This is a genomic window from Marinomonas ostreistagni (genome assembly GCF_016461785.1).
Taxonomy (GTDB): domain Bacteria; phylum Pseudomonadota; class Gammaproteobacteria; order Pseudomonadales; family Marinomonadaceae; genus Marinomonas; species Marinomonas ostreistagni_A.
The window spans coordinates 97700-120062 of record NZ_JAEMUH010000014.1; the positions used below are offsets into that span (position 1 = coordinate 97700).

Below are 22363 nucleotides of genomic sequence, written 5' to 3' on the forward strand. Positions count from 1 at the left end.
GCTCCTATAGCGTGAATTCCGCTTCATATCCTGTGTATTTGCGTAGGTTGATAACGCCTGTGTCCAAAATCCAGTATTGACCTTTGATACCCAATAACGTGCCTTCTACCAACGGCGTTTTTTCCGCATTGATACTTGCTATTTTAGTGGGGTATTCCAGTACAGGGTATACAAATTCATGTGTGACATTATCAGCAGACAATTCTTGAATGGATTGTAGTCCATATTCGTTTTGCAGTGCGTCTAGACCTTCCCATAAACGATTAATCAATCGTTCTTGCTCTGACTCAAGGTTTATATCGACATCTAAGCCTTTTAGCATATTTCGCCAGTTGGTTTTGTCAGCCACTTCAGATTTAAATAAAGTTTCTACCAAACCAGACATGCGACGATTTTCCACCAAAAACATGGCGCGAGCTTGTGTTGCACCTTGGTCAATCCAGCGCGTTGGCAGTTGATCACCTCGAGTGATACCAACTTTTAAAGACGTTGTATTCGACAAGTACACATAATGACTTTGCATACAGTATTTGTCGGCCCATTCAGGCTCACGACAAGTTCCTTCAAAGTAGTGGCACTTTTCAGGACTCATAATGCATGTATCACACGCCGCTAGTTTTTTAAAACAAGGGTAACAGTAGCCTTGGCTAAATGATTTTTTACTGGCGCGACCACAATGAATACAGTTTATTGCCCCTGTAAAATTTAAGGAGACCTTTTGTCCAATTGCTTGATCAAGCTGAAAAAGCTGATCGCCAAGTTTTAACTCGTAATTAACTTTGCCATCTATAACCATGGCTGGCATTTTGCGAATATTGCCTTGGATCATTGCTTACTGTCCGGGTTGGTTACCCATTTCACGGTTTCATGTTCGAGGGTGTCTTTTTTACTACTGCAACCCAAATGTGCCTCACGATCAATGAAGCCAACACGTTCTTCTTCAGGCTTATTGGTATAGTCATATGTAATAATCGCTTGCATACATAGCTCAGTTTGCTCAGGCGTAAGTTTTACGCCATTGGGCCATTTACCTAATTCAACCGCTTGCTTCAAACGGCCATATACTTCGGGCGACATATTGTCGATCATATCTTTAAAGTTCATAACTCACTCTACCGGTAACCGGTTAATTAGCGTTGTTTGATTAGTTTCCAGAGCAGACTGTAGATACCTGCAAAGACCAAACCTGAAACTAAACCCATTAGATGCGCTTCATTGGCCATATTGCCAAGGCCGAGGATAGAAAAAACGTCGGTGTAACCTGCGATCAACCAAACCACAAAAAACACCATCAGTGGTTTTGAAATGATGGCTGGCCACCCCTTGATTAGATAAGGCATTACCCAAGCAAAAGCGATTAAGCCATACACTAAGCCTGATAGCCCGCCAAACAAAGGATAACCATTCATTAAGTATTGTCCGATATTGCTCACGACTGAGACAAATATCGCAAAAGCCAACCATATTAGAGAGCCCATCAGACGCTCAAGCTTACGTCCGACTTCCCAGACCCATAACGAATTGAAAATAAGATGAGCGATACCAAAGTGCAGGAATGCCGGTGTCAACAGACGCCAGTATTCTCCTTTACTTAACACTTCGGCTAATGGATCAAACTGAATACGATTGCCGATCACTTCAAACGACGAGATCGTAAACCAACTGATGGTGTCTAAGTAGTCACCTAAACCAGTAATGACAGCTACTAAACATGACAACACAATGAAGGCCAGCGCCATGGGAGACTTATGCCATTGTTGAAAAATAGGAGAACTTGGTTTCTTGTGCCTAGGAGTGACATTAGTCAGTTCAACCTCCTCGGTTGGTGACTGCTGCCATAACTGAAGTAATTCCATTGCTTGATGTGTATCGGAGGGATCTAGCACCCATAATTGATCATGGCTGTTAGACTGAACAATACGATGTCCGATACGTTGCTGCCAAAGAATCTTACTCAGTGACTCTGGAGACTCATTGACAGCAAATTCATAAAGTAAAACCATACTGATACGGCTAACCTATTGGCGATAACCTGACTGCCATCCAAGCTTAGTACGACACACATCGTAAAAATCGTGATCTTTTGGATGAATCAAACGGATTCCTCCCTTACGACGTGTAATGTGAATTTCATCACCTGGGGCAGCGGTAATGTTAAGTTGACCATCACAACTCACGCTTGGGTACGTTAAATTCGATTCACAGACAACGATTCGAATTTTAGCATCAGCGTCAATCACGATAGGACGATTACTTAGTGTATGAGGGTGCATTGGCACTAATACAAGTGCATCAAGCTTCGGCAACATTATAGGTCCACCTGCAGATAAAGCATACGCAGTAGAGCCTGTTGGTGTTGCAACAATGAGACCGTCAGATTTTTGATTCATGACGAACTGATCATCAATAAATAGATCAAAGCGAATCATTCGAGCCGACTTGCCTGGGTGAAGCACCAAATCATTTAAGGCGATACCCTCACCACTTGGTCGGTTCTGGCGCTTAATCTTTGCTTCGATCATGAAGCGCTTTTCTTCAAGGTATTCTCCTCGAAGAATCGGCTCTAACTCTTTTTCAAAGTCTGTGGGAGAAATATCTGTCAAGAATCCTAACGTACCACGGTTCATACCCAGTACTGGAATGTCGTAGTCAATGATTGCCCTAGCGGCCCCTAAAAAGCTGCCATCCCCACCGACAACGATCACTAGGTCACAACGGTCACCTAACTCCTTCAAAGGAGCAGATGAAAGTTTTGCTCCAGACATCATGGTAGCCAAATCTGCTTCCAGAACAGGTGTAACACCTTGCTCTAAAAGAAAATCCGTTAGTTTTTTCACCGTGTCTAGAATTTGGGGTTTATCAAGACGCGCAATAATACCGATTCGTCTAAAAAGACTCATGTAATCAATCTTTCCCATCACTGATTCGTACACGGCAACGTTTGCCAGAACGAAATTAATTTTGCTGTGGTTTCAATCAATTAGCCAACAAGCTACCTAAGCGTAGAATGTATCATGAAGCAACGCTATAGGCTACGACACGACACTATTGACCGTATTGAAAACGACCTTAATACACTTGTTTGTCTGAAGGTAGCCCTTGCCAGCCCTGCAACCCTCCCGTATGAATAAACAAAGTTTGATCATGCTGCCACTTCCCCCATCTACACAACTGGTTCACTTTGTAGACCATTTTAGAAGTATACAAAGGGTCTAAAGGAATATTGGGGTTGAGCTTCTTAAGGTCTTTCAAGAAGGAAAGTTGCTCTGCTGAAACTTTGCCAAATCCACCATGAAGTGACTCATCAAATCCTTCTATCGTAGCATTAATCGTTAACCCAGCGTCTTGGCACTGGCGTTCAACATCTTGCGTTAATGTACTGGCCCCCTTTAACGCTGAGAATACTGTCATTCCTTTGAAATGAGATGCTGCAAAGCCTGCAGCCGTAGTTCCTGTTCCGCTAGCAATACATAAGTGAAACGACTTGTCATGACTCAACGAATAAATCTCATTAGCCCAATCCAAGCACCCGAGAACCCCCTCAGCCCCAGCACCACCTTCCGGAATCCAATACACCTGATGATCATAATATTCATCAATGGTTTTCTTAATCTTGGCCCCTAACCCTAGTTTGTAATCCACTCGCTCACATGGAAACAAGAGCGCACCTAAAGCGACAGCTTGACGCAATGTCGGTGTTAATTCGGCCCAAGTTTCACCCCGCACGACAATTAACGGGGTTAACCCTTGGTGTTTACACTGAGCCACAAAGGCTGAAATATGGTTTGAATGAGGCCCACCAAATGTGGCAAGTATGCTTTTATTCTTTTTACTAGCTTGCTGTAAATGATACTTAAGCTTATGACGCTTGTTGCCAGGTGCGATGCTGCACTCTAAGTCACCACGATATATGTAAAACTGGCAACCGCTGGTGTGTTGTGCGGGTAAAAACAAAGGTTCAATAATCATTCTATTGTTACGTAACAGATCAATCTTAAAGGCTTCGTATCTAAAATCATGCATGACAAAATACGTTTACTTAATGAGTAATTATTTATTAAGTCCGCACTTATGTTAAGGAGTTTATTTGTTACACTGTAACAAGCAATAGGCTACTAACATCGGAGAATAGTACATGATCCCTAAGCTATCTGAAGTCTCACCAGTCCAAGCCAAGTACCTCGCTTTTATAGAACGCTTGAAGACTTCAGGATTCCAAGGAGATACTAACCCAGATTATGCTAACCGCGTTGTATTAGCGACCGACAACTCCATTTATCAAGTACTACCACAGGGCGTCATTTATCCAAAGTCGGTAGAAGATATTCAGTTAATCACGCGCCTTTCAAACAACGAGGAATTTCAGGATATTGTTCTTAGTCCGCGTGGAGGCGGTACAGGAACGAACGGTCAATCCCTTACGGACGGACTGGTGATCGACCTCTCTAAGTATTTGAATAACATATTAGAAGTCAATGTCGAAGAAGGCTGGGCTCGAGTACAAACTGGAGTAGTAAAAGATCAGCTCAATAAGGCCGTTGCCGAACAAGGTCTTTTCTTTGCGCCAGAGCTATCTACCAGTAACCGTGCGACCATTGGCGGCATGATCAACACCGATGCAAGTGGCCAAGGTTCGGTCATGTATGGCAAAACTCGCGATCATGTTTTAGAGCTTAAAACGGTCTTACTTGATGGGGAGCTACTGACCAGCCATGTCATCTCTGATGAAACCCTTGAACAGATCAAACAAGGCGACGGCTATTCAGCACATGCCCACAGAGTGATTGATACCATTGCAACAACCAAACAAAAAGAAATCTCAGATACATTCCCTGAGTTAAATCGGTGTTTAACAGGATACGATCTCGCTCACATCCGTGATGAAGATGGTTTGTTCAACATGAACAATATCTTATGTGGCTCTGAAGGCACACTGGGCTTTATCGTTGAAGCCAAAGTCAACCTTCTGAAAATACCTAAATACGCCGCCCTAGTGAATATACGTTACAACAGCTTCGAGGCGTCACTTCGTCATGCCAAAGAACTGTTATCCGTTAAGCCAACCTCTATAGAAACAGTAGATTCAAAAGTACTGGGACTTGCGAAAGGCGATATCATCTGGAGCTCCGTAGCGGAGTTCTTCCCTGAGGGGGCGGGTGAAGATACGCAAGGTATAAACCTTGTGGAATACACCGGAGATAGTGAAGAAGACATTGCAGAACGCATAAAAGTCCTGACGGATAACTTAGACGAATTAGCAAAATCTTCAAATAGTAGTGCTCTTGGTTACACCATCGCTAATGGCCATGCCAATGTTAATAAGATTTGGGCTATGCGAAAAAAATCCGTTGGTCTTTTAGGTAACGCAAAAGGTGAACAGCGCCCTGTGCCGTTTGTAGAAGACACCGCCGTACCACCAGAAAATCTTGCGGATTTCATTATGGAGTTCCGTGAAGTATTGGACTCCTATGGTGTTACATATGGCATGTTTGGTCATGTAGATGCTGGTGTTTTACATGTGCGTCCAGCTCTGGATTTAAAAGATGAATCTCAAGAGCCAATGATTCGTGATATCACCGATAAAGTTGTCGCCCTGACGCAGAAATATAACGGTCTTCTTTGGGGTGAGCATGGCAAAGGTGTACGCTCAGAGTACGCCCCCGCTTTTTTTGGCGATCTGTATTCAAGTGTTCAACAAGTGAAAGGCGCATTCGACCCGCGAAACCAACTTAACCCTGGAAAGATAGCAACACCATATGAACTGGGTGCAGAACTTCTGAAAATAGATGAAGTCCCCCTGCGTGGACAATTTGACCGCCAAATCCCCATAAATAATCGTGATCAGTTCAAAGATGGCATGTATTGCAATGGAAATGGTGCTTGCTTTAATTTCGATCCAAACGATGCCATGTGCCCATCTTGGAAAGGAACACGTCAGCGCATCCATTCACCTAAGGGACGCGCCTCACTAATGCGAGAGTGGCTTCGAGCCATGAGTGAGCAAGGCGTTGATGTCAGTAAAGAAAGCTACAAAGTAAAACACAGTAACTTTGTTGTGAAATTCTTTCCGCGATTATTGAATACATTAGCTAAGCGTAAAGGAGAGTTTGACTTTTCCAACGAAGTCCATGAATCCATGATGGGCTGTCTTGCCTGTAAGTCATGTGTCGGACAGTGCCCTATAAAAGTAGATGTTCCCGAGTTTCGCGCCAAGTTTCTGGAGCTGTATTACAGTCGTTATCTGCGTCCTGCCAAGGATTACTTTGTTGGCGCATTGGAATACATCATACCAGCGATGGCTGCTTTCCCAAAACCGTACAATTGGTTAATGGGCAGCAAGATTGTGAATAGTATGATGAGTAAAGTGATTGGCATGGAAGACAGCCCGACACTTTCCAAACACAATCTCAAAAGAGAAATGTCTCGTCGTGGTATTCGCTTAGCAACACCCCTAGCGATTGAATCACTGAGCCCTAAGGACCGCAAACGCGCTGTTATTGTCGTCCAAGATGCTTTCACCAGTTATTTTGAAACCGAACTGGTACTAGATACGATGGAGCTATTGAGCCGGCTAGGTTTCCAAGCCTACTTAGCCCCCTATTTGCCGAACGGAAAACCACTACACGTTCATGGTTTCCTTCGTTCATTTGAGAAAGCGGCTAAAAAGAATTTAGACATGCTACAAAATTTGGCGTTCTATGGACTTCCGATGATCGGCATCGATCCATCTATGACACTCACCTATCGCTCAGAATATGTCAAAGCATTTGGCACAAGCCGACCAATACCTAAAGTTCAATTGATGCAGGAATGGCTAGCAGGTCAAAGCCATCATTTACAGAAACAAGGCATCTCTGTCAAAAACGAAACCTTTCATATGATGGCGCATTGCACTGAGAAAACAAATGCTGCTCCGTCTATCAAAGATTGGCAACAAGTATTCGAACTACTCGGCCTTAGTTTGGCTGTTGAAAGTGTTGGTTGTTGTGGTATGGCGGGCACATACGGTCACGAATCACGGAACAAAGCGACTTCTGTTGAAATTTATAATTTATCTTGGAAAGAAAAAGTCAACGATCCTACACTGCAAAATAAACTGGTTGCCACCGGTTATTCTTGCCGTTGCCAAGCCAAACGCCTCGATGCTTTAGAGATAAAGCATCCTGCTCAGATCTTACTAGATCACATCAAAGCGGATTTAGCTTAGCTCTAAAGTTCGTTATGATACAGTCAACAAGGCCAGACGGAAGTCTGGCCTTTCTTTTATCACGAGAGTAACTATGTCACTAATCTTTGAAACTCAAGATGAGTTTGGTGTGATCAGCGTTTATGACGATGGCAAATACCGCATCCTTTCTTTTGCAGAAGGCGACGAGCAAAGTCGCATACAAATTAAAAGCCCTCATGTTTTGCAACATGAATACACGCAGGCAATGCTGCTATCACTGATAGACAGAACACCAAAACGTGCATGCATTCTGGGTTTAGGTGGTGGCGCTCTAGTACACGCCCTTGTCAAAGCAGTCAGTGGCATACACATTACTGCCGTAGAATTAAGGCAGGAAATCGTTACCATCGCAGAAGAGTTTTTTAGGTTACCGAAAAGCAAGCGCGTAGAAGTGATCACAGAGGACGCAATTGAATTTGTTCACAGTAATAAATCTAAAAAATTCGATATCTTATTTACCGATCTTTATCAGCACTTCGGCATGGATAATCGTGTTGCGACAGATGCTTTCTTAGATGACGCCAGCAAGCAGATTAAGGAAAGTGGTATGTTGGTGCTAAATTGCTGGGAAGAACATCAGTACCAACATGATTTAAAAGAATCCTTAAAGCAAAGATTTAATACAGTGACAGGACTCGATACCGGCTGCGGGAATTGGGTGGTCTTCGCGACTAATACCCCACACAATCTAAACTTAAAACAACAAAGAGACGAGTGTGAAAAGCTTTCTCAACAGCTCGGCTTCCCCTTAGGCAAATGGCTGAATCGCTTAGAAGACGTTAATTAACGTCTTCTAAGCCTACCAATTTTGATTAGCCCAAAACCTTATTAACCAACGCCACAGCTTCTTTTTCAAGCTCTCCTAAATGCTCTTCGGATACAAAGCTTTCTAAGTAGATCTTATAAACATTTTCTGTACCTGAAGGGCGCGCTGCAAACCAACCGTTCTCAGTTGAAACCTTCAGCCCACCTATGGCTGCACCATTTCCCGGCGCATGAGTAAGCTTACTTACGATGGCATCACCCGCAAGCACATCAGCTTTTACGGAGCTTGCTTCTAGCTTAGCTAGTATGGCTTTTTGCTCTGGGGTAGCCGCCACATCTATACGCTTGTAATACGGCTGCCCAAAGCGCTGTACTTGTTCTTGTGCTAGTTGTGCTGGGTTTTTACCTGTCACAGCCAGAATTTCGGCTGCCAGTAACGCTAGAATAAAGCCATCTTTATCCGTTGACCAAACACCACAGTCACGACGGAGGAACGAAGCGCCAGCACTTTCCTCTCCACCAAACGCCATGGTCCCATCGAACAGACCATCCACATACCATTTAAAGCCAACAGGCACTTCACAAAGTGTTTTATTAAGTGAAGCAACCACTCTGTCGATCATGGCACTTGAAACCAGAGTTTTGCCATATTGAATGTCTGTAGGCCAATCGCGATGCGTTGCTAGGTACTCGATCGCCACGGCCAGATACGCATTTGGATTCATTAAACCGAAACCAGGGCAAACAATTCCATGGCGGTCATAGTCTGGATCGTTACCAACAGCCACATCAAATTGATCCTGAATTTTTAGCAAATTGTTCATTGCATAAGGCGAAGAACAGTCCATACGAATACGCCCATCTTTATCTAATGGCATAAACGAAAATGTTGGATCAACACGCTCATTAACGACTTCTATATTTAAGCCATATTTCTCTGCAATAGGCTGCCAAAAATCAATACCAGACCCACCCAATGGATCCACACCTATTCGGATTTTAGCATCACGAATAGCATTCATATCAATGACATTACCAAGGTCAGAAACGTAATGCTCAATGTAATCAAACTCTCTCACTAAATGGCTGGACTTGACGGTCTCAAGAGAAACCGTTTTTACACCTTCCATACCATTTGCTAAAAGCTCATTTGCACGTTTGGCCACCCAATCAGTGATGTCCTTATCTGCTGGGCCGCCTTTGGGCGGGTTATACTTAATACCGCCGTCTTCTGGTGGATTGTGAGATGGTGTGATTACAATACCATCAGCTTGGTCTTTTGAGGCTGAATTATGCGTCAAAATTGCATGTGATATGACAGGAGTGGGAGTATAACCATCGTCTTTCTGCACACGTACCTGTATATCATTAGCCACTAACACTTGAAGTGCTGTCAAGAAGGCGGCTTCTGATAAAGCATGTGTATCTTTTCCAAGGTATAGAGGGCCAACTATATCTTGGAGCTTGCGGTATTCAGCAATAGCCTGACAGATTACCAGTATATGATGTTCGTTGAAGCTTGCATTCAGTGCACTACCACGATGTCCAGATGTACCAAAACTGACTTGCTCGGTGGCATTGTTAACATCCGGTTTTAATGTGTAATACGCACTCATCAACTTTGGTATGTTCACTAAGGTATCCGAAGGTGCAAGCTGCCCTGCCAGTGGGTGAATTGCCATAAATAAGCCCCTTTATTTAATTTTATAAAACTATTTCCTAGCGAAGTTTCGGCATGGTATCTGTAATAAAGTTACAAAAATACGAAACACTCTATCAATTTGAAACTAAAACATCGACCAGTAACATTTCGCCATTACCAAGTCGAACCACTATTGTTTTACAACTATTACCTGAGTGTAAGTCGTGATAGACATCAGAAACAATGGCTCTGCGAGCATTGCTGGCTTTACAGAAATACGGTCTCCAAGACCAGTTAATATTCTCAAAAGGCGTCCCCTCATCAACAAACAAACCATCTTGCAATGTATAGTTAGGTGAGATTTGGTTGCCTTCATAGTCTGTCATGTAGTAGCGAATAAAGTTTTCAATGGTAGCTAGCTCTGCTTCGATATCGGTTCGTATAAAACCGACTACATGGCTTCTATCTTTTATTCCATTTATCGTTTTTATTAGGTGTTTATTTCTTTGCGAAGTCATTCGCATTGCTTTACGTGTACGGTTGAAATAAGAGGTTCTAAGCTCAGCTATTTGCTCTTTAAATGTGTCTCGTGGCAAAAAATGCTCGACAGCAGGTGAAAATAAATACCCTTGCATGTAATGAGCTCCACAGCTTAAACCAAAGAAAAATTCTTCTTCCGTCTCAACACCTTCAACTACCACTAACGCGCCGCATTTTTCGCAGAAATCCACAATTGACTGAACCGCAACACGAGCAAAGCGACCGCCAAGCAACGCTTTTTTTAATAACCGCATATCAAGCTTGATAATGTCAGGCATTAGCTCTATGACACGGTCGTAGTGAGAGAACCCTGAACCAAAATCATCTATAGCAATTCTCAGCCCTTTCTCACGATATCGTTTTACCAGCTTTGAAAGCCCTTTCATTTCACCATCTGATTCAATAAGCTCAATAACAACCCGTGATGCACAAATGCCTTCACTGTCCAGCATTTCTACCGTACGAATAACAGGTTGATCACTGACATATTGAATTAATTCGGGGGAAATGTTGATGGTTAAGCGGGTGTCATTAGGCATAGACGGGATTTGCTTTATCGCTTGCAACCTAATGAATTGATCAAGTTCTCTTTGCGTTTCAAGTGAAAGCTTACTCTCATGAAACAAAAATGCTGCGGATCGAACAGCCCCATCCGCAGATTTATATCGAGCTAGAGATTCAAACGCAGTGATCATGCCGGTTGAGATCTCAACTATTGGCTGAAAGAATGGCATTAACCCTTCTTTCAAAGCATCAAGGTTATCCATTCCCATCGAATCTTCGCTCATCAAATGTCATTGAAATTATTTATAGCCTCAAGCAGCACTCACTTTGAATAAACTAACTAATCTAGAAAGTGAAGCCGCTTTCGCACTTACTTCCTCAGCTTTAGTATTTACTAATCTTACGCTTGTTCCCATCTGAAGTGAACTAGAAGCAACCTGATGTGCATGATCTCCATTTTGTTGACTACTTTGTGAAATCTGATCAATGATAGAGAACATGTTCTCTGCAATGGAAGCTAATCGATCGCTATCATGTGTTGCCGCTTCATTTCTGGCTAAACTGTTATTTACATCCTGAACGCCCTGCTCCATAAAACTTGCTGCACGACTGGTCTCTGATTTAATCTCTTCAACGACTCTTCCTATGTCGGCAGCCGCTGTAGCTGTTCGATTAGCCAATGCACGAACCTCATCAGCCACAACGGAGAACCCCCGACCGAACTCGCCAGCTCGAGCTGCCTCAATGGCAGCATTTAATGCAAGTAGATTTGTTTGACTGGTTATATCAGTAATTTCTTCAACAAATTGACCAACATTTTCCGCTTGCATACTTAAGGAGTTCACCGAGTCTGCTGATGTTTGAACCACGTCTAAAATAGTATCAGTACTTTGCCTAACCAATACATATTGGTGCTGGGCGTTTTGTACAGCCATTTCCATAGATTCCTTCATCATGGATACCGTATTATTTGCTTGGGCAACGAAGTCAGCTTCTTGCTTAATGACTCCTAAAGACTCACTTGCAGCGACTTGCACGGCGTCTGACGCCACTGCTGCTTCTTTGTTAGACGATTCCATTTGCTCGGCTAATTTCGACACCTGTTTTGCTGAAACGATTACTTCACCTACAATCTGATCTAAGTTGTCAATGAAGCTATTAATCCATCTACCTAAGTTTCCCGCTTCATTAGGTGGTAGTCGGGAAATATCCATACGCTGTGCTAGATTCCCTTCGCCTTCCGCCAATTCTCGAATCACTTTTGTCATGCCCCCCAATTGTCTTGCTGTTTTAGCGGGGCCTTTACGTGAGAAAGTAAATCCTGCAAAGCATGCTGCCAATAGGGATAGGGCTATCTCACCCCATAAAGGGAGACCACTATAAGCCAACAACAGGAACTGGAACATTAGTACGCTTAACATACATACAGAAAATAACTTCATGGTCGTATAGTGAATTGAACGTGGTCGATACACTTCCTCAACATCACCTTCACACATCATTCCCCAACGATCATCTGAACCGTCAAGTTGGAATGTGACACCTTTACCAATAACTGGGATATGTCGATAATCGGAGTATCCAGGGTACTTTACGTATACATTAGAGCCGTTTTTAATAGTCTCCCGTACCCCTGGATGTAGCTTACCGGTTGAAGGATCCGTAAACATAACCTCTAACTCAGTATGTTCCTTAATGGATACCACACCAAATGGGGTTGTTACACCCTGCTTTAAGTTTTCCCCAAGAAAAAAGGTATCATCTTCAAAACGTGAACGACTCAATGCAATCCCTGCTGGAATTGAAGGGTCAAATTTCGACTCAACCATAAATAAGTAATTATCACCTGATTCATGGAAAATGTGCCCTGCCTCACGCTGAATCAGATCACTTAACACATCGTTAGGTATACGTGCACACAGTAAAACGTCTTCGCCACTGAATTTAATGGGAAGATAAAACATCATGGTAACCTGATCATGAAATTTGGAAGTCGTTGGTCCCAGTGCGAGTGTTTGTGGATCTTTGTAGGGACCATGCAAAAAACGACCTTGTCGTGCCCTCTTTGCAGCATCAATTTGAGCGTAAGACCGATTTACACTTTGTTGAGCAGTGGAAAATATTACACAATCATTTGAATCTAGTAAGAATACCTCTGAACACTCCGGCATCGATTGCTTTAACGATGTAAGAATGGTGTCGCAATGAGATTGGTCCATTGACTTCAAGGATTCACTTGTTTGATCTAGCCTCTCCCAAACTGACTGAACAAACTGCTTGAGTAACCTGACCCTGGTACTTGCAATGCCCTCGAATGTAATTTCTATATCTTGATACGCGTAGCGGTTAACGAAACAGCTCCAGCCTAAATTAAGTTTTCCGTTCACCCCTAACCATTTAAGCCAGCTTTTTTCTGATTTACTAAGTGACATCTTATCACTATTCAAGTGTGTCATTTGAGAAACTCTTCTATGGAATTTAGTTATTTGTGGACATCTATCCTGATGACTCAACTGAAATTCCAAGCAATTGACATACCAATAATTTATACCCTATATATCTAGAAACTAGAGCAAATTAAACATATGAAACATCCCTACGCATTAATTTTTTAGTTAATCAACAATTCAGTAGATTATTTTACGTTTACATATCCTTACAGGAGTATCCATAAGTAACACTTAATATCACTGTTATTGATAGCGAATATTTCATAAATTCATCTACTCTTAACTTTATAAAAACATACTAAATTCATCATCATTACGCACAAGAACTAAGCAAAGAACAAGATTAAATGCACCAAAAATCAACATGTTACCTCTTTTAGGTATTTGAACATTTAAAAGGAGTGCATATGAATAAAAATAAAACAGCTCTTTTATTATCAGGCGGTGGTGCAAGAGGGGCCTATCAGGTTGGTGTTCTAAATGCACTTGCAACGATGGCTACTAAGAACACCCCAATACCCTTTGATATTTTGTGTGGCACTTCGGCAGGCGCCTTAAACGCTACATTTCTTGCTTCACAAGCTCAATCTTTTAGCAAAGCGGTTAAGCAGCTGTCCTATATTTGGCGTCATCTAACAACAGATCAAATCTTCCAAATGAGCCGTTGGCCCATTGCTTCATCTATAACAAAAACATTAACGTCTGCATTTTTACAACAACAATCTGGTAACGCTTTAGCATTGATGACCAATCAGCCCCTTGAAGACCTGCTTAGGCGTTTTCTAGATTTTAATCGAATCGCGATTGCTCTGAACCAACGTCATATCGAGACATTAGCGATTACTGCAATGAATTATAGCGATGGGAACTCTACAACCTTTTTCCAAAGTTCAAACACGCAAATCACTAACTGGAAATCAGGGAGAAAAGTCGGGATTAAAAGTGCTATCACAATTGATCACCTTTTAGCATCAAGTGCAATTCCAGGTATCTTTCCGCCCAGAGAAATTAATAAAGAATTCTTTGGTGATGGCGCTGTACGTTTAGGCTCAGCGATACAGCCAGCCATAAACTTAGGAGCAGAAAAACTTCTGATCATTGGTGTAAGCGACAACCGACAAGCAAAAGATTGGACCCAGTCCCCAACCAGCCTCAATTATGATGCACCATCGATTGTTCAAGTCATGGGACAGTTACTAAATAGTGCGTTCATTGACTCAATAGACCAGGATATCGCGCATATTGAAGAGTGTAATAAATTAATAGAACTCATCCCTAATGAATTGAGGCCACCACACCTCGCCCATAGAAAAACACTAGTGATTTCGCCATCCATTGGACTCAATATTGTTGCGGAACAAACGCTGGAAAGTCTTCCAGTAAAAATTAGAAAGCTACTTAAAACAGCAACAGGAAATAAATCGCTTGGCGCCGCTTCAGCGGCCAGTTATTTGATGTTCACACCAGAGTATTGCAGAGCATTAATTGAGTTAGGTTATAAAGACGCCATGTGGCAGAAAGACAAAATCGAATCCTTTTTCTCGGAGTAATCATCAGACAGCATAGCCCTTTTGAAAAAGCAGGCTTATTGAATAGCCACTGATGATAAACGAAAAAGGCAGCCAAATTGGCTGCCTTTTGATATGACATAGCGCTATCTATTACAGCGTTAAACGACGAACGTCGCTTAGCAATGCATTCAAGTAAGTCATAAAGCGACCAGCATCAGCGCCGTTTACAGCACGGTGGTCGTAAGACAAGCACAATGGCAACATTGTACGTGGCTCAAACTCTTTACCGTTCCAACGAGGCTCGATGTCTGCTTTAGATACACCTAGGATACCCACTTCAGGAGTATTCACGATTGGTGTAAAACCTGTACCACCCATAGCACCAAGGCTAGAGATAGTGAAACAGCCGCCTTGCATGTCAGCAGGCTTAAGTTGCTTAGCCAGCGCTTTCTTGATCAGTTCACCCGCTTCTGTCGCAATTTGAACGACAGATTTCTGGTCCACATCACGTAGAACAGGGACCACTAGGCCTACTGGTGAGTCGACTGCGATACCAATATGAACGTATTTCTTCTGAACAACGCTTTCGCCATCTGCATGAAGAGACACGTTGAACGCTGGGTTCTTAACCAGTGCTTGTGCAACAGCCTTAATCATGAATGGAAGCGGTGTTAGTTTCACGCCTTGTTTTTCCATTTCAGGCTTCAAGCTCTTACGGAACTCTTCAAGATCCGTAATATCAGCTTTGTCGAACTGTGTTACATGAGGAACATTCAACCAAGAGCGCGTCATGTTAAATGACGTAATCTTCTGAATCTTGCTCATCTTAACAACTTCAACTTCACCAAACTGGCTGAAATCGATCTCAGGCACACGAGGAATACCCGCACCTTCTACAACCGCTGAAGACGCTGCTGGAGCAGAAGCTGCTTTCTGAACGGCTGCTTTCACGTAAGCGTGTAGATCTTCTTTCGTGATACGTCCACGAGGACCTGTTGCACGAACAAGCGCCAGATCAACGCCTAGCTCACGAGCCAACAAACGCACTGCTGGGCCAGCATGTACTTTCTTGTTTGGAGCAGAAAGTACAGCACCTGAATCAACGGCAGGAACGGCTGCTTTTGGTGCTTCTTGTTTCGCTGGAGCGGCTTCTTTTGGTGCTTCTTGTTTCGCTGGAGCTGGAGCCGCTGTAGGAGCAGAACCTTCCACTTCAAGCTCAAGGATCAAAGTGCCTTCAGATACTTTATCGCCTTCTTTGATAGCAAGGGATTTAACCGTACCTGATTTAGGTGCAGGAATGTCCATAGACGCTTTATCAGTTTCTAGAACGATGATCGAATCACCCTCTTCAACTTTATCGCCTACTGCAACAGATACTTCGATTACGTCAACATCAGTTGCACCACCGATATCTGGAACATTCACCGCCTCAACACCACCTGCTACAGGTGCAGCTGCTGGAGCAGGAGCCGCCTCTTGTGCTGGCGCAGCTTCTTGAGCCTCAGCAACGGGAGCTGCAGGTTCTGCTGGCGCGGCGCCTTCAGCAAGGATCACTAGAATGTCATCACCTTCAGAAACTGTGTCACCTTCTTTGATCAGAAGCTTAGATACCTTACCAGTCACTGGTGAAGGAATGTCCATTGAAGCCTTATCAGTTTCCAGAACGATGATTGAATCACCTTCAGAAACTTCATCACCTTCAGCGACACAAACTTCGATTACATCAACACCTGTAGCACCGCCAATATCTGGAACAGAGACAGTCTGTTCAGCCGATGCAGCAGGAGCCGCTGGCTTTTCAGCTGCAGGGGCTGGAGCAGGAGCCGCTTCGGCTTTAGGCTCTTCTTTAGCAGGCTCTTCAGCGGCTGCAGCACCCTCAACTTCAAGAGTCAGAATGTCGCTACCTTCAGAAACTGTATCGCCCTCTTTTACAGAGATCGCAGTAACTTTACCTGCTAACGGAGACGGAACGTCCATGGACGCTTTATCAGTCTCTAATACGATAATAGATTGGTCAACTTCGATAATGTCGCCAACTTGTACGCTAATTTCGATCACATCGACATCAGTCGCACCACCAATATCCGGTACTCGAATAATCTCAGTACTCACGGAAATCTCCTTTGTCGTAAAGACGCATCAAACTTTTACAAACTGAGTCGATTTTAAAACAATCGACTCAGTCCCGATTATTCCGCTAATTAGCAGGTAACTGGGTTTGGCTTGTTAGGGTCAAGGCCAAATTTGCTGATAGCTTCAGCAACGACATCAGCTTTCACTTTGCCGTCTTTAGCTAGAGCATTCAGTGCAGACACAACTACCCAGTAACGGTTAACTTCGAAGAAGTGACGTAGTTTTTCACGAGTGTCACTTCGACCAAAACCGTCAGTACCTAGTACATTATAAGTACTGTTTACGAATGGGCGAATTTGATCTGCATAAAGTTTGATGTGGTCAGTAGAAGCAATTACTGGACCTTTATCACCTAAGCACTGCTCTACGTAAGAAAGGCGTTGCTCTTCTGTTGGGTGAAGCATGTTCCAGCGTGCTGCATCTAGACCTTCACGGCGCAGCTCGTTGAAAGATGTAACACTCCAAACATCAGCATTGATCCCAAACTCTTCACTTAGGATCTCCGCTGCAGCATCTACTTCACGTAGAATGACACCAGCACCTAGAAGTTGAACAGTTTCTTTGTTGCCTTTCTTCTCAACAGATTTGAACTTGTACATCCCTTTCAGAATGCCTTCTTCAACACCCTCAGGCATATCTGGGTGTTCATAGTTCTCGTTCATAACTGTTAAGTAATAGAACACGCTCTCACGCTCTTGGTACATACGACGTAGACCGTCTTGTACGATTACCGCAACTTCGTAAGAGTAAGTTGGATCGTAAGATACACAGTTCGGGATAGTGCCCGCAAGAATATGCGAGTGACCATCTTCGTGCTGTAGACCTTCACCGTTAAGTGTTGTACGACCCGCTGTAGCACCTAGTAGGAAACCACGAGCTTGAGAATCACCTGCCGCCCAAGCCAAGTCACCAATACGTTGGAAACCAAACATTGAGTAGTAGATGTAAACAGGGATCATTGGGTAGTTGCTGTTACTGTAAGAAGTAGCGAGCGCTAACCAAGCAGACATCGCACCTGCTTCGTTGATACCTTCTTGAAGAATCTGACCTTTCTCGGATTCTTTATAGAACATTACCTGTTGATGGTCATGTGGCGTGTAACGCTGACCTTCAGACGAGTAAATGCCTAATTGACGGAACATGCCTTCCATACCGAAAGTACGCGCTTCGTCAGCTAGAATTGGAACAACACGAGGGCCGATGCCTTTGTGTTTAACCATATTGTTTAAACAGCGAACGAATGCCATGGTCGATGAAATCTCACGACCTGCTGTACCCTTGATCTGAGCTTTGAAGTCTTCAAGTGTTGGCACATCAAGTGCATCACAGTCCTTACGACGTACAGGGAAGTCTCCATGAAGCGCTTCACGACGTGAACGCAAGTACTTCATTTCTGGGCTATCTTCTGCAGGACGGTAGTAAGGAAGATCTTTTAGTTCTTCATCACTGATTGGAATACCAAACTTATCACGGAACTGAGCCAAAGACTCTTCATCCAGTTTCTTAGTTTGGTGAGCCGTGTTTTGTGCTTCTGCAGCCTTGAACATACCGTAACCTTTAACGGTTTGAGCAAGGATAACAGTTGGCTGACCTTTATGAGCTGTCGCTGCTGCGTAGGCTGCATATACTTTGTATGGGTCGTGACCACCACGGTTAAGGTTCATGATGTCATCATCAGACATGTCCTTAACCATTTCTAACAATTCAGGGTATTTACCAAAGAAATGTTCACGTGTGTATGCACCGCCGTTTGCTTTGTAGTTTTGCAACTCACCATCACAAACTTCGTCCATACGTTTTTGAAGTAGGCCTTTGTCGTCTTTCTCAAACAATGGGTCCCAGTGACGCCCCCAAAGACACTTAACAATGTTCCAGCCTGCGCCACGGAACACACCTTCAAGCTCTTGGACAATTTTACTGTTACCACGAACAGGGCCATCAAGGCGCTGAAGGTTACAGTTGATAACAAAGATTAGGTTATCCAGCTTCTCACGGCCTGCAAGAGCAATAGCACCAAGTGATTCTGGCTCATCACACTCACCGTCACCTAGGAATGCCCATACCTTGCGATCGCCCTGCTTAACAAGACCACGGCTATCTTGGTATTTCATTACGTGTGCTTGATAAATAGCCTGAAGTGGACCAAGCCCCATTGATACGGTTGGGAATTGCCAGTAATCAGGCATCAACCATGGGTGTGGGTAGGAGGACAGGCCTTTGCCGTCTACTTCACGGCGGAAGTTATCCATTTGTTCTTCAGTCAATCGACCTTCGATAAACGAACGTGCGTAAATACCTGGTGCGATATGACCTTGGAAGAACACCATGTCGGCTTCTTGTGTTTCGCTTGCACCACGGAAGAAATGGTTGAACGCAATATCATACAATGTTGCTGCAGATGAGAAACTTGTAATGTGTCCACCAAGTGTTGAATCTTGGCGGTTCGCTTTCATAACCATCGCCAATGCGTTCCAACGAATGATAGAACGAATACGTCGTTCCATGAATAAGTCACCAGGAAGTGGCTTTTCATTCTGTGGCGCAATGGTATTGCGATATGGCGTAGTAATAGAAGCTGGCATTGGAGTACCAGATTTCACCGCTTCTTTACTTAAGCGATCCAGAATGTACTGGGCACGTTCAGGACCTTCTTCTCGAAGGACAGACTCGAGTGCATCGACCCACTCTTTAGTTTCAATTGGATCGATATCTTCGAGGATATGCTGCTCCGTCATAGTGTTTATAACCCCCGCTATTAGAACAGATCTTCAAACTTATAGAGGCGTTTGGTTGTTTTGCTCTCTATAAGCAGTTTAAACAGACATTGCGAATTCAATATATGAATCCAGCCGATACCTACATACAGTAAAAGCGACCGAATCATTGGTCTTTTATGTATGTAAGCTCGATCTTGAACATGCTTTTTATTCTAATTAGACGCTTGTCGCCATCGTTACCGACCACCCATCATCTTGGGTAAGCCTGCTTCCGTATTAAAGTTTGATTCTCAAACTTTTTGCTTATTTAGATATTTGCACACTGTTTTGCAGTACAGATGATCTAAATAGGCGTTAACAGATGCCACATTCTTTCCTTAGTAAAACAGATGAAACTAAGGTTTTTTTCGCTATCCATGGCACGATTCATAAGCTTTTGCCCGAATCGTTGTAGCTGTTAATCCCGTGAGTTGGTACAAAAAACGCGGCCTAGGTTACCATCTAAAATCACCAAGGAATAGATATAGGGCCTAAGTTAGTGCTTTAAAACCGAGCAAGCAGCACCAAAAGTGATTGTTTTTTGTGCGATTTATTCATTTAAGTCCCTGAAATACCTGATTCACAAGACATAATCATAGCACCATTCCCAAAACTAATATCACCTATACATATAAATTATACCCACACAATAATGTCACCAACCTAACAAATGTTACAAAACCAATTTCTAAACTGACTAAAGAGATGATAATCGATACAATTAACGCACATATAGAGCATTTTAATTGGATACATGAATGGCTACCCTTTCCGACTCATTACAAGAACACATAGCTAAACACGTTCAAACATCGCTTGAAGAAGACATTGGCTCAGGCGACATTACGGCTAAATTGATCCCTTCTGACAATACTTTGTCTGCCGTTGTTATTGCCAGAGAACCGGCCGTACTCTGTGGCAGCGCTTGGGCAAATGAAGTTTTTTCTCAATTAGACCCTAGCGTTACGTTAGAGTGGCTAGCTAAAGATGGTGACCAGCTAACACCAAACGAGCCATTTTTAAAACTAAGCGGTAATGCTCGAAGCATTCTTACTGGCGAGCGTACAGCACTTAACTACATCCAAATGTTGTCATATACCGCGACAGTTTCTAGGCACTATGCGAATATGGTCAAACATGAAGCACTGACCATTTTAGATACACGCAAGACAATCCCAAGTTTCCGCCTTGCGCAAAAATACGCTATCACTGTCGGTGGTGCTGCCAATCATCGAGTTGGCCTTTATGATGCTTTCTTAATTAAGGAAAATCACATCATGGCAGCAGGTTCGATTTCCGCTGCAGTAAAACAAGCACAATCGATTGCTCCGGGAAAAACGATTGAAGTCGAAACAGAGAATTTGACGGAAGTTGAAGAAGCTGTTTCAGCAGGCGCAGACATCATCATGCTCGATAATTTCTCCTTAGACGATATGCGATTAGCTGTTCAGAAATATCAAGGCAGAGTCAAATTTGAAGCCTCTGGCAATATGACGGATGCTCATATCAAAGATGTAGCGAGTACTGGTGTTGATTTCATTTCTGTTGGCGCTCTGACAAAACACGTACAAGCCATCGACCTTTCATTACGAGTTATGAAGGAGAGCCTATAATATGTCTCAAGTACTGGTTGTAAATTGCGGCAGTTCTTCGCTCAAATTTGCTATCATGGATGGCTCTGGTGCTGCACCAATTCTTGAAGGCATTGCAGATAGACTTGGCTCAGAGCATAGCAATATTACGTTTAAGTTTAACGGTCAGAAAGTGGAGCAGCCTCTTCATGAGCATGACCATAAAGGTGCTGTAACGGCCATCAAGCAATGGATTGATGATCATCAGGATCTGAATATCCAGCTAGTTGGTATCGGACATCGAGTGGTTCATGGTGGTGAAACATTTAGCCAGTCTGTTTTGATCGATGAAAAAGTGCTTCAAGGCATTGAAGACTGTTCTAATTTTGCTCCACTTCACAACCCCGCTCATGTAAAAGGCATCAATGAAGCACAAGCTTTATTTGGTGACTTACCACATGTAGCTGTGTTTGATACGGCATTCCATCAAACCATGGAAGCCGATCAATACCTTTACCCTATTCCAATGCGTTTATATCGCGAACACCATTTTAGAAAATATGGCTTTCATGGCACTAGCTACCGCTACATCTCGGCAAAACTTGCCTCGCTTAATGAGAACTTTGGCTCTCATAATACTCTAATCGCTCACCTGGGCAACGGAGCAAGTGTTTGCGCTGTTCGTGCTGGATTGTCTGTTGACACTAGTATGGGTATCACCCCCCTTGAAGGCTTAATGATGGGGACAAGAAGTGGCAGCCTAGACCCAAGCCTACTATCGTTTATCAGCGATGCTGAAGGCATCTCAATGAAACAAGCACTAGATATCCTGAATAAAGAAAGTGGCTTAAAAGGTATTTCAGAGATCTCAAATGATTGTCGAACGATTGAAACTGCACAAGCCGCAGGCGATGATCGCGCAGAATTAGCACTTAATATGTTTGCTTCAAAAGCGGCAAAACATTTGGCCTCTGTTGCTACAAACCTTCATTCCGTAGATCATCTAGTTTTTACAGGTGGTATTGGTGAAAACTCCCCTGTATTAAGAGACAAAATCTGTGAGCGACTAAGAATGATGGGGATTAGACTAGATCAAAACCTAAATCAGACTTGCCCTCGTGGTGAAATAAGCCAACTATCTTCGGATTCGTCTTCTGCCAAGATTTGGGTGATTCCTACGAATGAAGAGCTATTAATTGCTCAAGACACTTTGTCACTTATTGATAAACATTAATCAAACCCTGTTAACGGTATTTTATTTAT

The 22363-nt window shown here is 43.2% G+C and carries 15 protein-coding genes; 5 read left to right on the plus strand and 10 right to left on the minus strand.

What is annotated here, in order from left to right:
- Positions 1–4 precede the first annotated feature (4 nt).
- From JHD44_RS14745 to JHD44_RS14765, 5 genes are all read right to left on the minus strand, one after another.
- The gene (locus JHD44_RS14745; RefSeq protein ID WP_199463530.1) at positions 5–829 is read right to left on the minus strand and encodes a DUF2797 domain-containing protein; all 825 of its coding nucleotides are present in this window, start codon (positions 827–829) and stop codon (positions 5–7) included.
- Positions 826–1104, minus strand: coding sequence for a YeaC family protein (locus tag JHD44_RS14750; RefSeq protein WP_199463531.1), 279 nt, complete (start codon positions 1102–1104; stop codon positions 826–828). The genes JHD44_RS14745 and JHD44_RS14750 overlap by 4 nt, the downstream gene beginning before the upstream one ends.
- A 26-nt stretch (positions 1105–1130) precedes the next feature.
- Positions 1131–2003 (minus strand): rhomboid family intramembrane serine protease, encoded by an 873-nt coding sequence (locus JHD44_RS14755; protein ID WP_199463532.1) that lies wholly within the window; start codon positions 2001–2003, stop codon positions 1131–1133.
- Positions 2004–2018: 15 nt separating this feature from the next.
- Entirely contained in the window at positions 2019–2900 is an 882-nt protein-coding gene (locus JHD44_RS14760; protein WP_199463533.1) for an NAD(+) kinase, read from the minus strand.
- 169 nt (positions 2901–3069) lie between these two features.
- Positions 3070–4023: a 1-aminocyclopropane-1-carboxylate deaminase/D-cysteine desulfhydrase gene (locus tag JHD44_RS14765; RefSeq protein ID WP_199463534.1), complete on the minus strand. Its 954-nt coding sequence runs from the start codon at positions 4021–4023 to the stop codon at positions 3070–3072.
- A 112-nt stretch (positions 4024–4135) separates the two neighbouring features.
- On the opposite strand from JHD44_RS14765, the gene JHD44_RS14770 reads away from it, so the two are divergent.
- Positions 4136–7207, plus strand: a complete 3072-nt coding sequence (locus JHD44_RS14770) for an FAD-binding and (Fe-S)-binding domain-containing protein (RefSeq protein WP_199463535.1) — start codon at positions 4136–4138, stop codon at positions 7205–7207.
- A gap of 73 nt (positions 7208–7280) precedes the next feature.
- A complete protein-coding gene (locus JHD44_RS14775; protein WP_199463536.1) occupies positions 7281–8015 on the plus strand; it encodes a spermidine synthase in 735 nt (244 codons plus the stop codon).
- 25 nt (positions 8016–8040) lie between these two features.
- Here JHD44_RS14775 and pgm read toward each other — a convergent pair whose 3' ends face one another.
- The 3 genes from pgm to JHD44_RS14790 all read right to left on the minus strand — a co-directional run bounded on the left by pgm (position 8041) and on the right by JHD44_RS14790 (position 13135).
- The gene (gene pgm, locus JHD44_RS14780; protein ID WP_199463537.1) at positions 8041–9675 is read right to left on the minus strand and encodes a phosphoglucomutase (alpha-D-glucose-1,6-bisphosphate-dependent); all 1635 of its coding nucleotides are present in this window, start codon (positions 9673–9675) and stop codon (positions 8041–8043) included.
- Positions 9676–9769: 94 nt separating this feature from the next.
- A complete protein-coding gene (locus JHD44_RS14785) occupies positions 9770–10963 on the minus strand; it encodes an EAL domain-containing protein (protein ID WP_199463538.1) in 1194 nt (397 codons plus the stop codon).
- A gap of 27 nt (positions 10964–10990) precedes the next feature.
- The gene (locus JHD44_RS14790) at positions 10991–13135 is read right to left on the minus strand and encodes a methyl-accepting chemotaxis protein (RefSeq protein WP_199463539.1); all 2145 of its coding nucleotides are present in this window, start codon (positions 13133–13135) and stop codon (positions 10991–10993) included.
- 401 nt (positions 13136–13536) lie between these two features.
- On the opposite strand from JHD44_RS14790, the gene JHD44_RS14795 reads away from it, so the two are divergent.
- Positions 13537–14679, plus strand: a complete 1143-nt coding sequence (locus JHD44_RS14795; RefSeq protein WP_199463540.1) for a patatin-like phospholipase family protein — start codon at positions 13537–13539, stop codon at positions 14677–14679.
- 111 nt (positions 14680–14790) lie between these two features.
- Here JHD44_RS14795 and aceF read toward each other — a convergent pair whose 3' ends face one another.
- Positions 14791–16752 carry a dihydrolipoyllysine-residue acetyltransferase gene (gene aceF, locus JHD44_RS14800; RefSeq protein WP_199463541.1) on the minus strand — a complete coding sequence of 654 codons (1962 nt, stop codon included), beginning with the start codon at positions 16750–16752 and terminating at the stop codon, positions 14791–14793.
- A gap of 89 nt (positions 16753–16841) precedes the next feature.
- The gene (gene aceE, locus JHD44_RS14805) at positions 16842–19508 is read right to left on the minus strand and encodes a pyruvate dehydrogenase (acetyl-transferring), homodimeric type (RefSeq protein WP_199463542.1); all 2667 of its coding nucleotides are present in this window, start codon (positions 19506–19508) and stop codon (positions 16842–16844) included.
- A 779-nt stretch (positions 19509–20287) separates the two neighbouring features.
- Here aceE and nadC point away from each other — a divergent pair.
- Together nadC and JHD44_RS14815 are read left to right on the plus strand one after the other, a co-directional pair.
- On the plus strand, positions 20288–21142 hold the full coding sequence (nadC, locus tag JHD44_RS14810; RefSeq protein ID WP_199463543.1) for a carboxylating nicotinate-nucleotide diphosphorylase: 855 nt from the start codon (positions 20288–20290) through the stop codon (positions 21140–21142).
- A 1-nt stretch (position 21143) separates the two neighbouring features.
- A complete protein-coding gene (locus tag JHD44_RS14815; protein ID WP_199463544.1) occupies positions 21144–22334 on the plus strand; it encodes an acetate/propionate family kinase in 1191 nt (396 codons plus the stop codon).
- Positions 22335–22363: the final 29 nt, after the last annotated feature.

What these genes read in the sequence shown, in the direction of transcription:
- JHD44_RS14795 (WP_199463540.1), top strand. Translation starts at nt 13,537, where the DNA reads ATGAATAAAAATAAAACAGCTCTTTTATTATCAGGCGGTGGTGCAAGA.
- JHD44_RS14760 (WP_199463533.1), bottom strand. Translation starts at nt 2,900, where the DNA reads ATGAGTCTTTTTAGACGAATCGGTATTATTGCGCGTCTTGATAAACCC.
- JHD44_RS14775 (WP_199463536.1), top strand. Translation starts at nt 7,281, where the DNA reads ATGTCACTAATCTTTGAAACTCAAGATGAGTTTGGTGTGATCAGCGTT.
- JHD44_RS14745 (WP_199463530.1), bottom strand. Translation starts at nt 829, where the DNA reads ATGATCCAAGGCAATATTCGCAAAATGCCAGCCATGGTTATAGATGGC.
- JHD44_RS14765 (WP_199463534.1), bottom strand. Translation starts at nt 4,023, where the DNA reads ATGCATGATTTTAGATACGAAGCCTTTAAGATTGATCTGTTACGTAAC.
- JHD44_RS14750 (WP_199463531.1), bottom strand. Translation starts at nt 1,104, where the DNA reads ATGAACTTTAAAGATATGATCGACAATATGTCGCCCGAAGTATATGGC.
- pgm (WP_199463537.1), bottom strand. Translation starts at nt 9,675, where the DNA reads ATGGCAATTCACCCACTGGCAGGGCAGCTTGCACCTTCGGATACCTTA.
- nadC (WP_199463543.1), top strand. Translation starts at nt 20,288, where the DNA reads ATGGCTACCCTTTCCGACTCATTACAAGAACACATAGCTAAACACGTT.
- aceE (WP_199463542.1), bottom strand. Translation starts at nt 19,508, where the DNA reads ATGACGGAGCAGCATATCCTCGAAGATATCGATCCAATTGAAACTAAA.
- JHD44_RS14790 (WP_199463539.1), bottom strand. Translation starts at nt 13,135, where the DNA reads ATGACACACTTGAATAGTGATAAGATGTCACTTAGTAAATCAGAAAAA.
- JHD44_RS14815 (WP_199463544.1), top strand. Translation starts at nt 21,144, where the DNA reads ATGTCTCAAGTACTGGTTGTAAATTGCGGCAGTTCTTCGCTCAAATTT.
- JHD44_RS14770 (WP_199463535.1), top strand. Translation starts at nt 4,136, where the DNA reads ATGATCCCTAAGCTATCTGAAGTCTCACCAGTCCAAGCCAAGTACCTC.
- JHD44_RS14785 (WP_199463538.1), bottom strand. Translation starts at nt 10,963, where the DNA reads ATGAGCGAAGATTCGATGGGAATGGATAACCTTGATGCTTTGAAAGAA.
- JHD44_RS14755 (WP_199463532.1), bottom strand. Translation starts at nt 2,003, where the DNA reads ATGGTTTTACTTTATGAATTTGCTGTCAATGAGTCTCCAGAGTCACTG.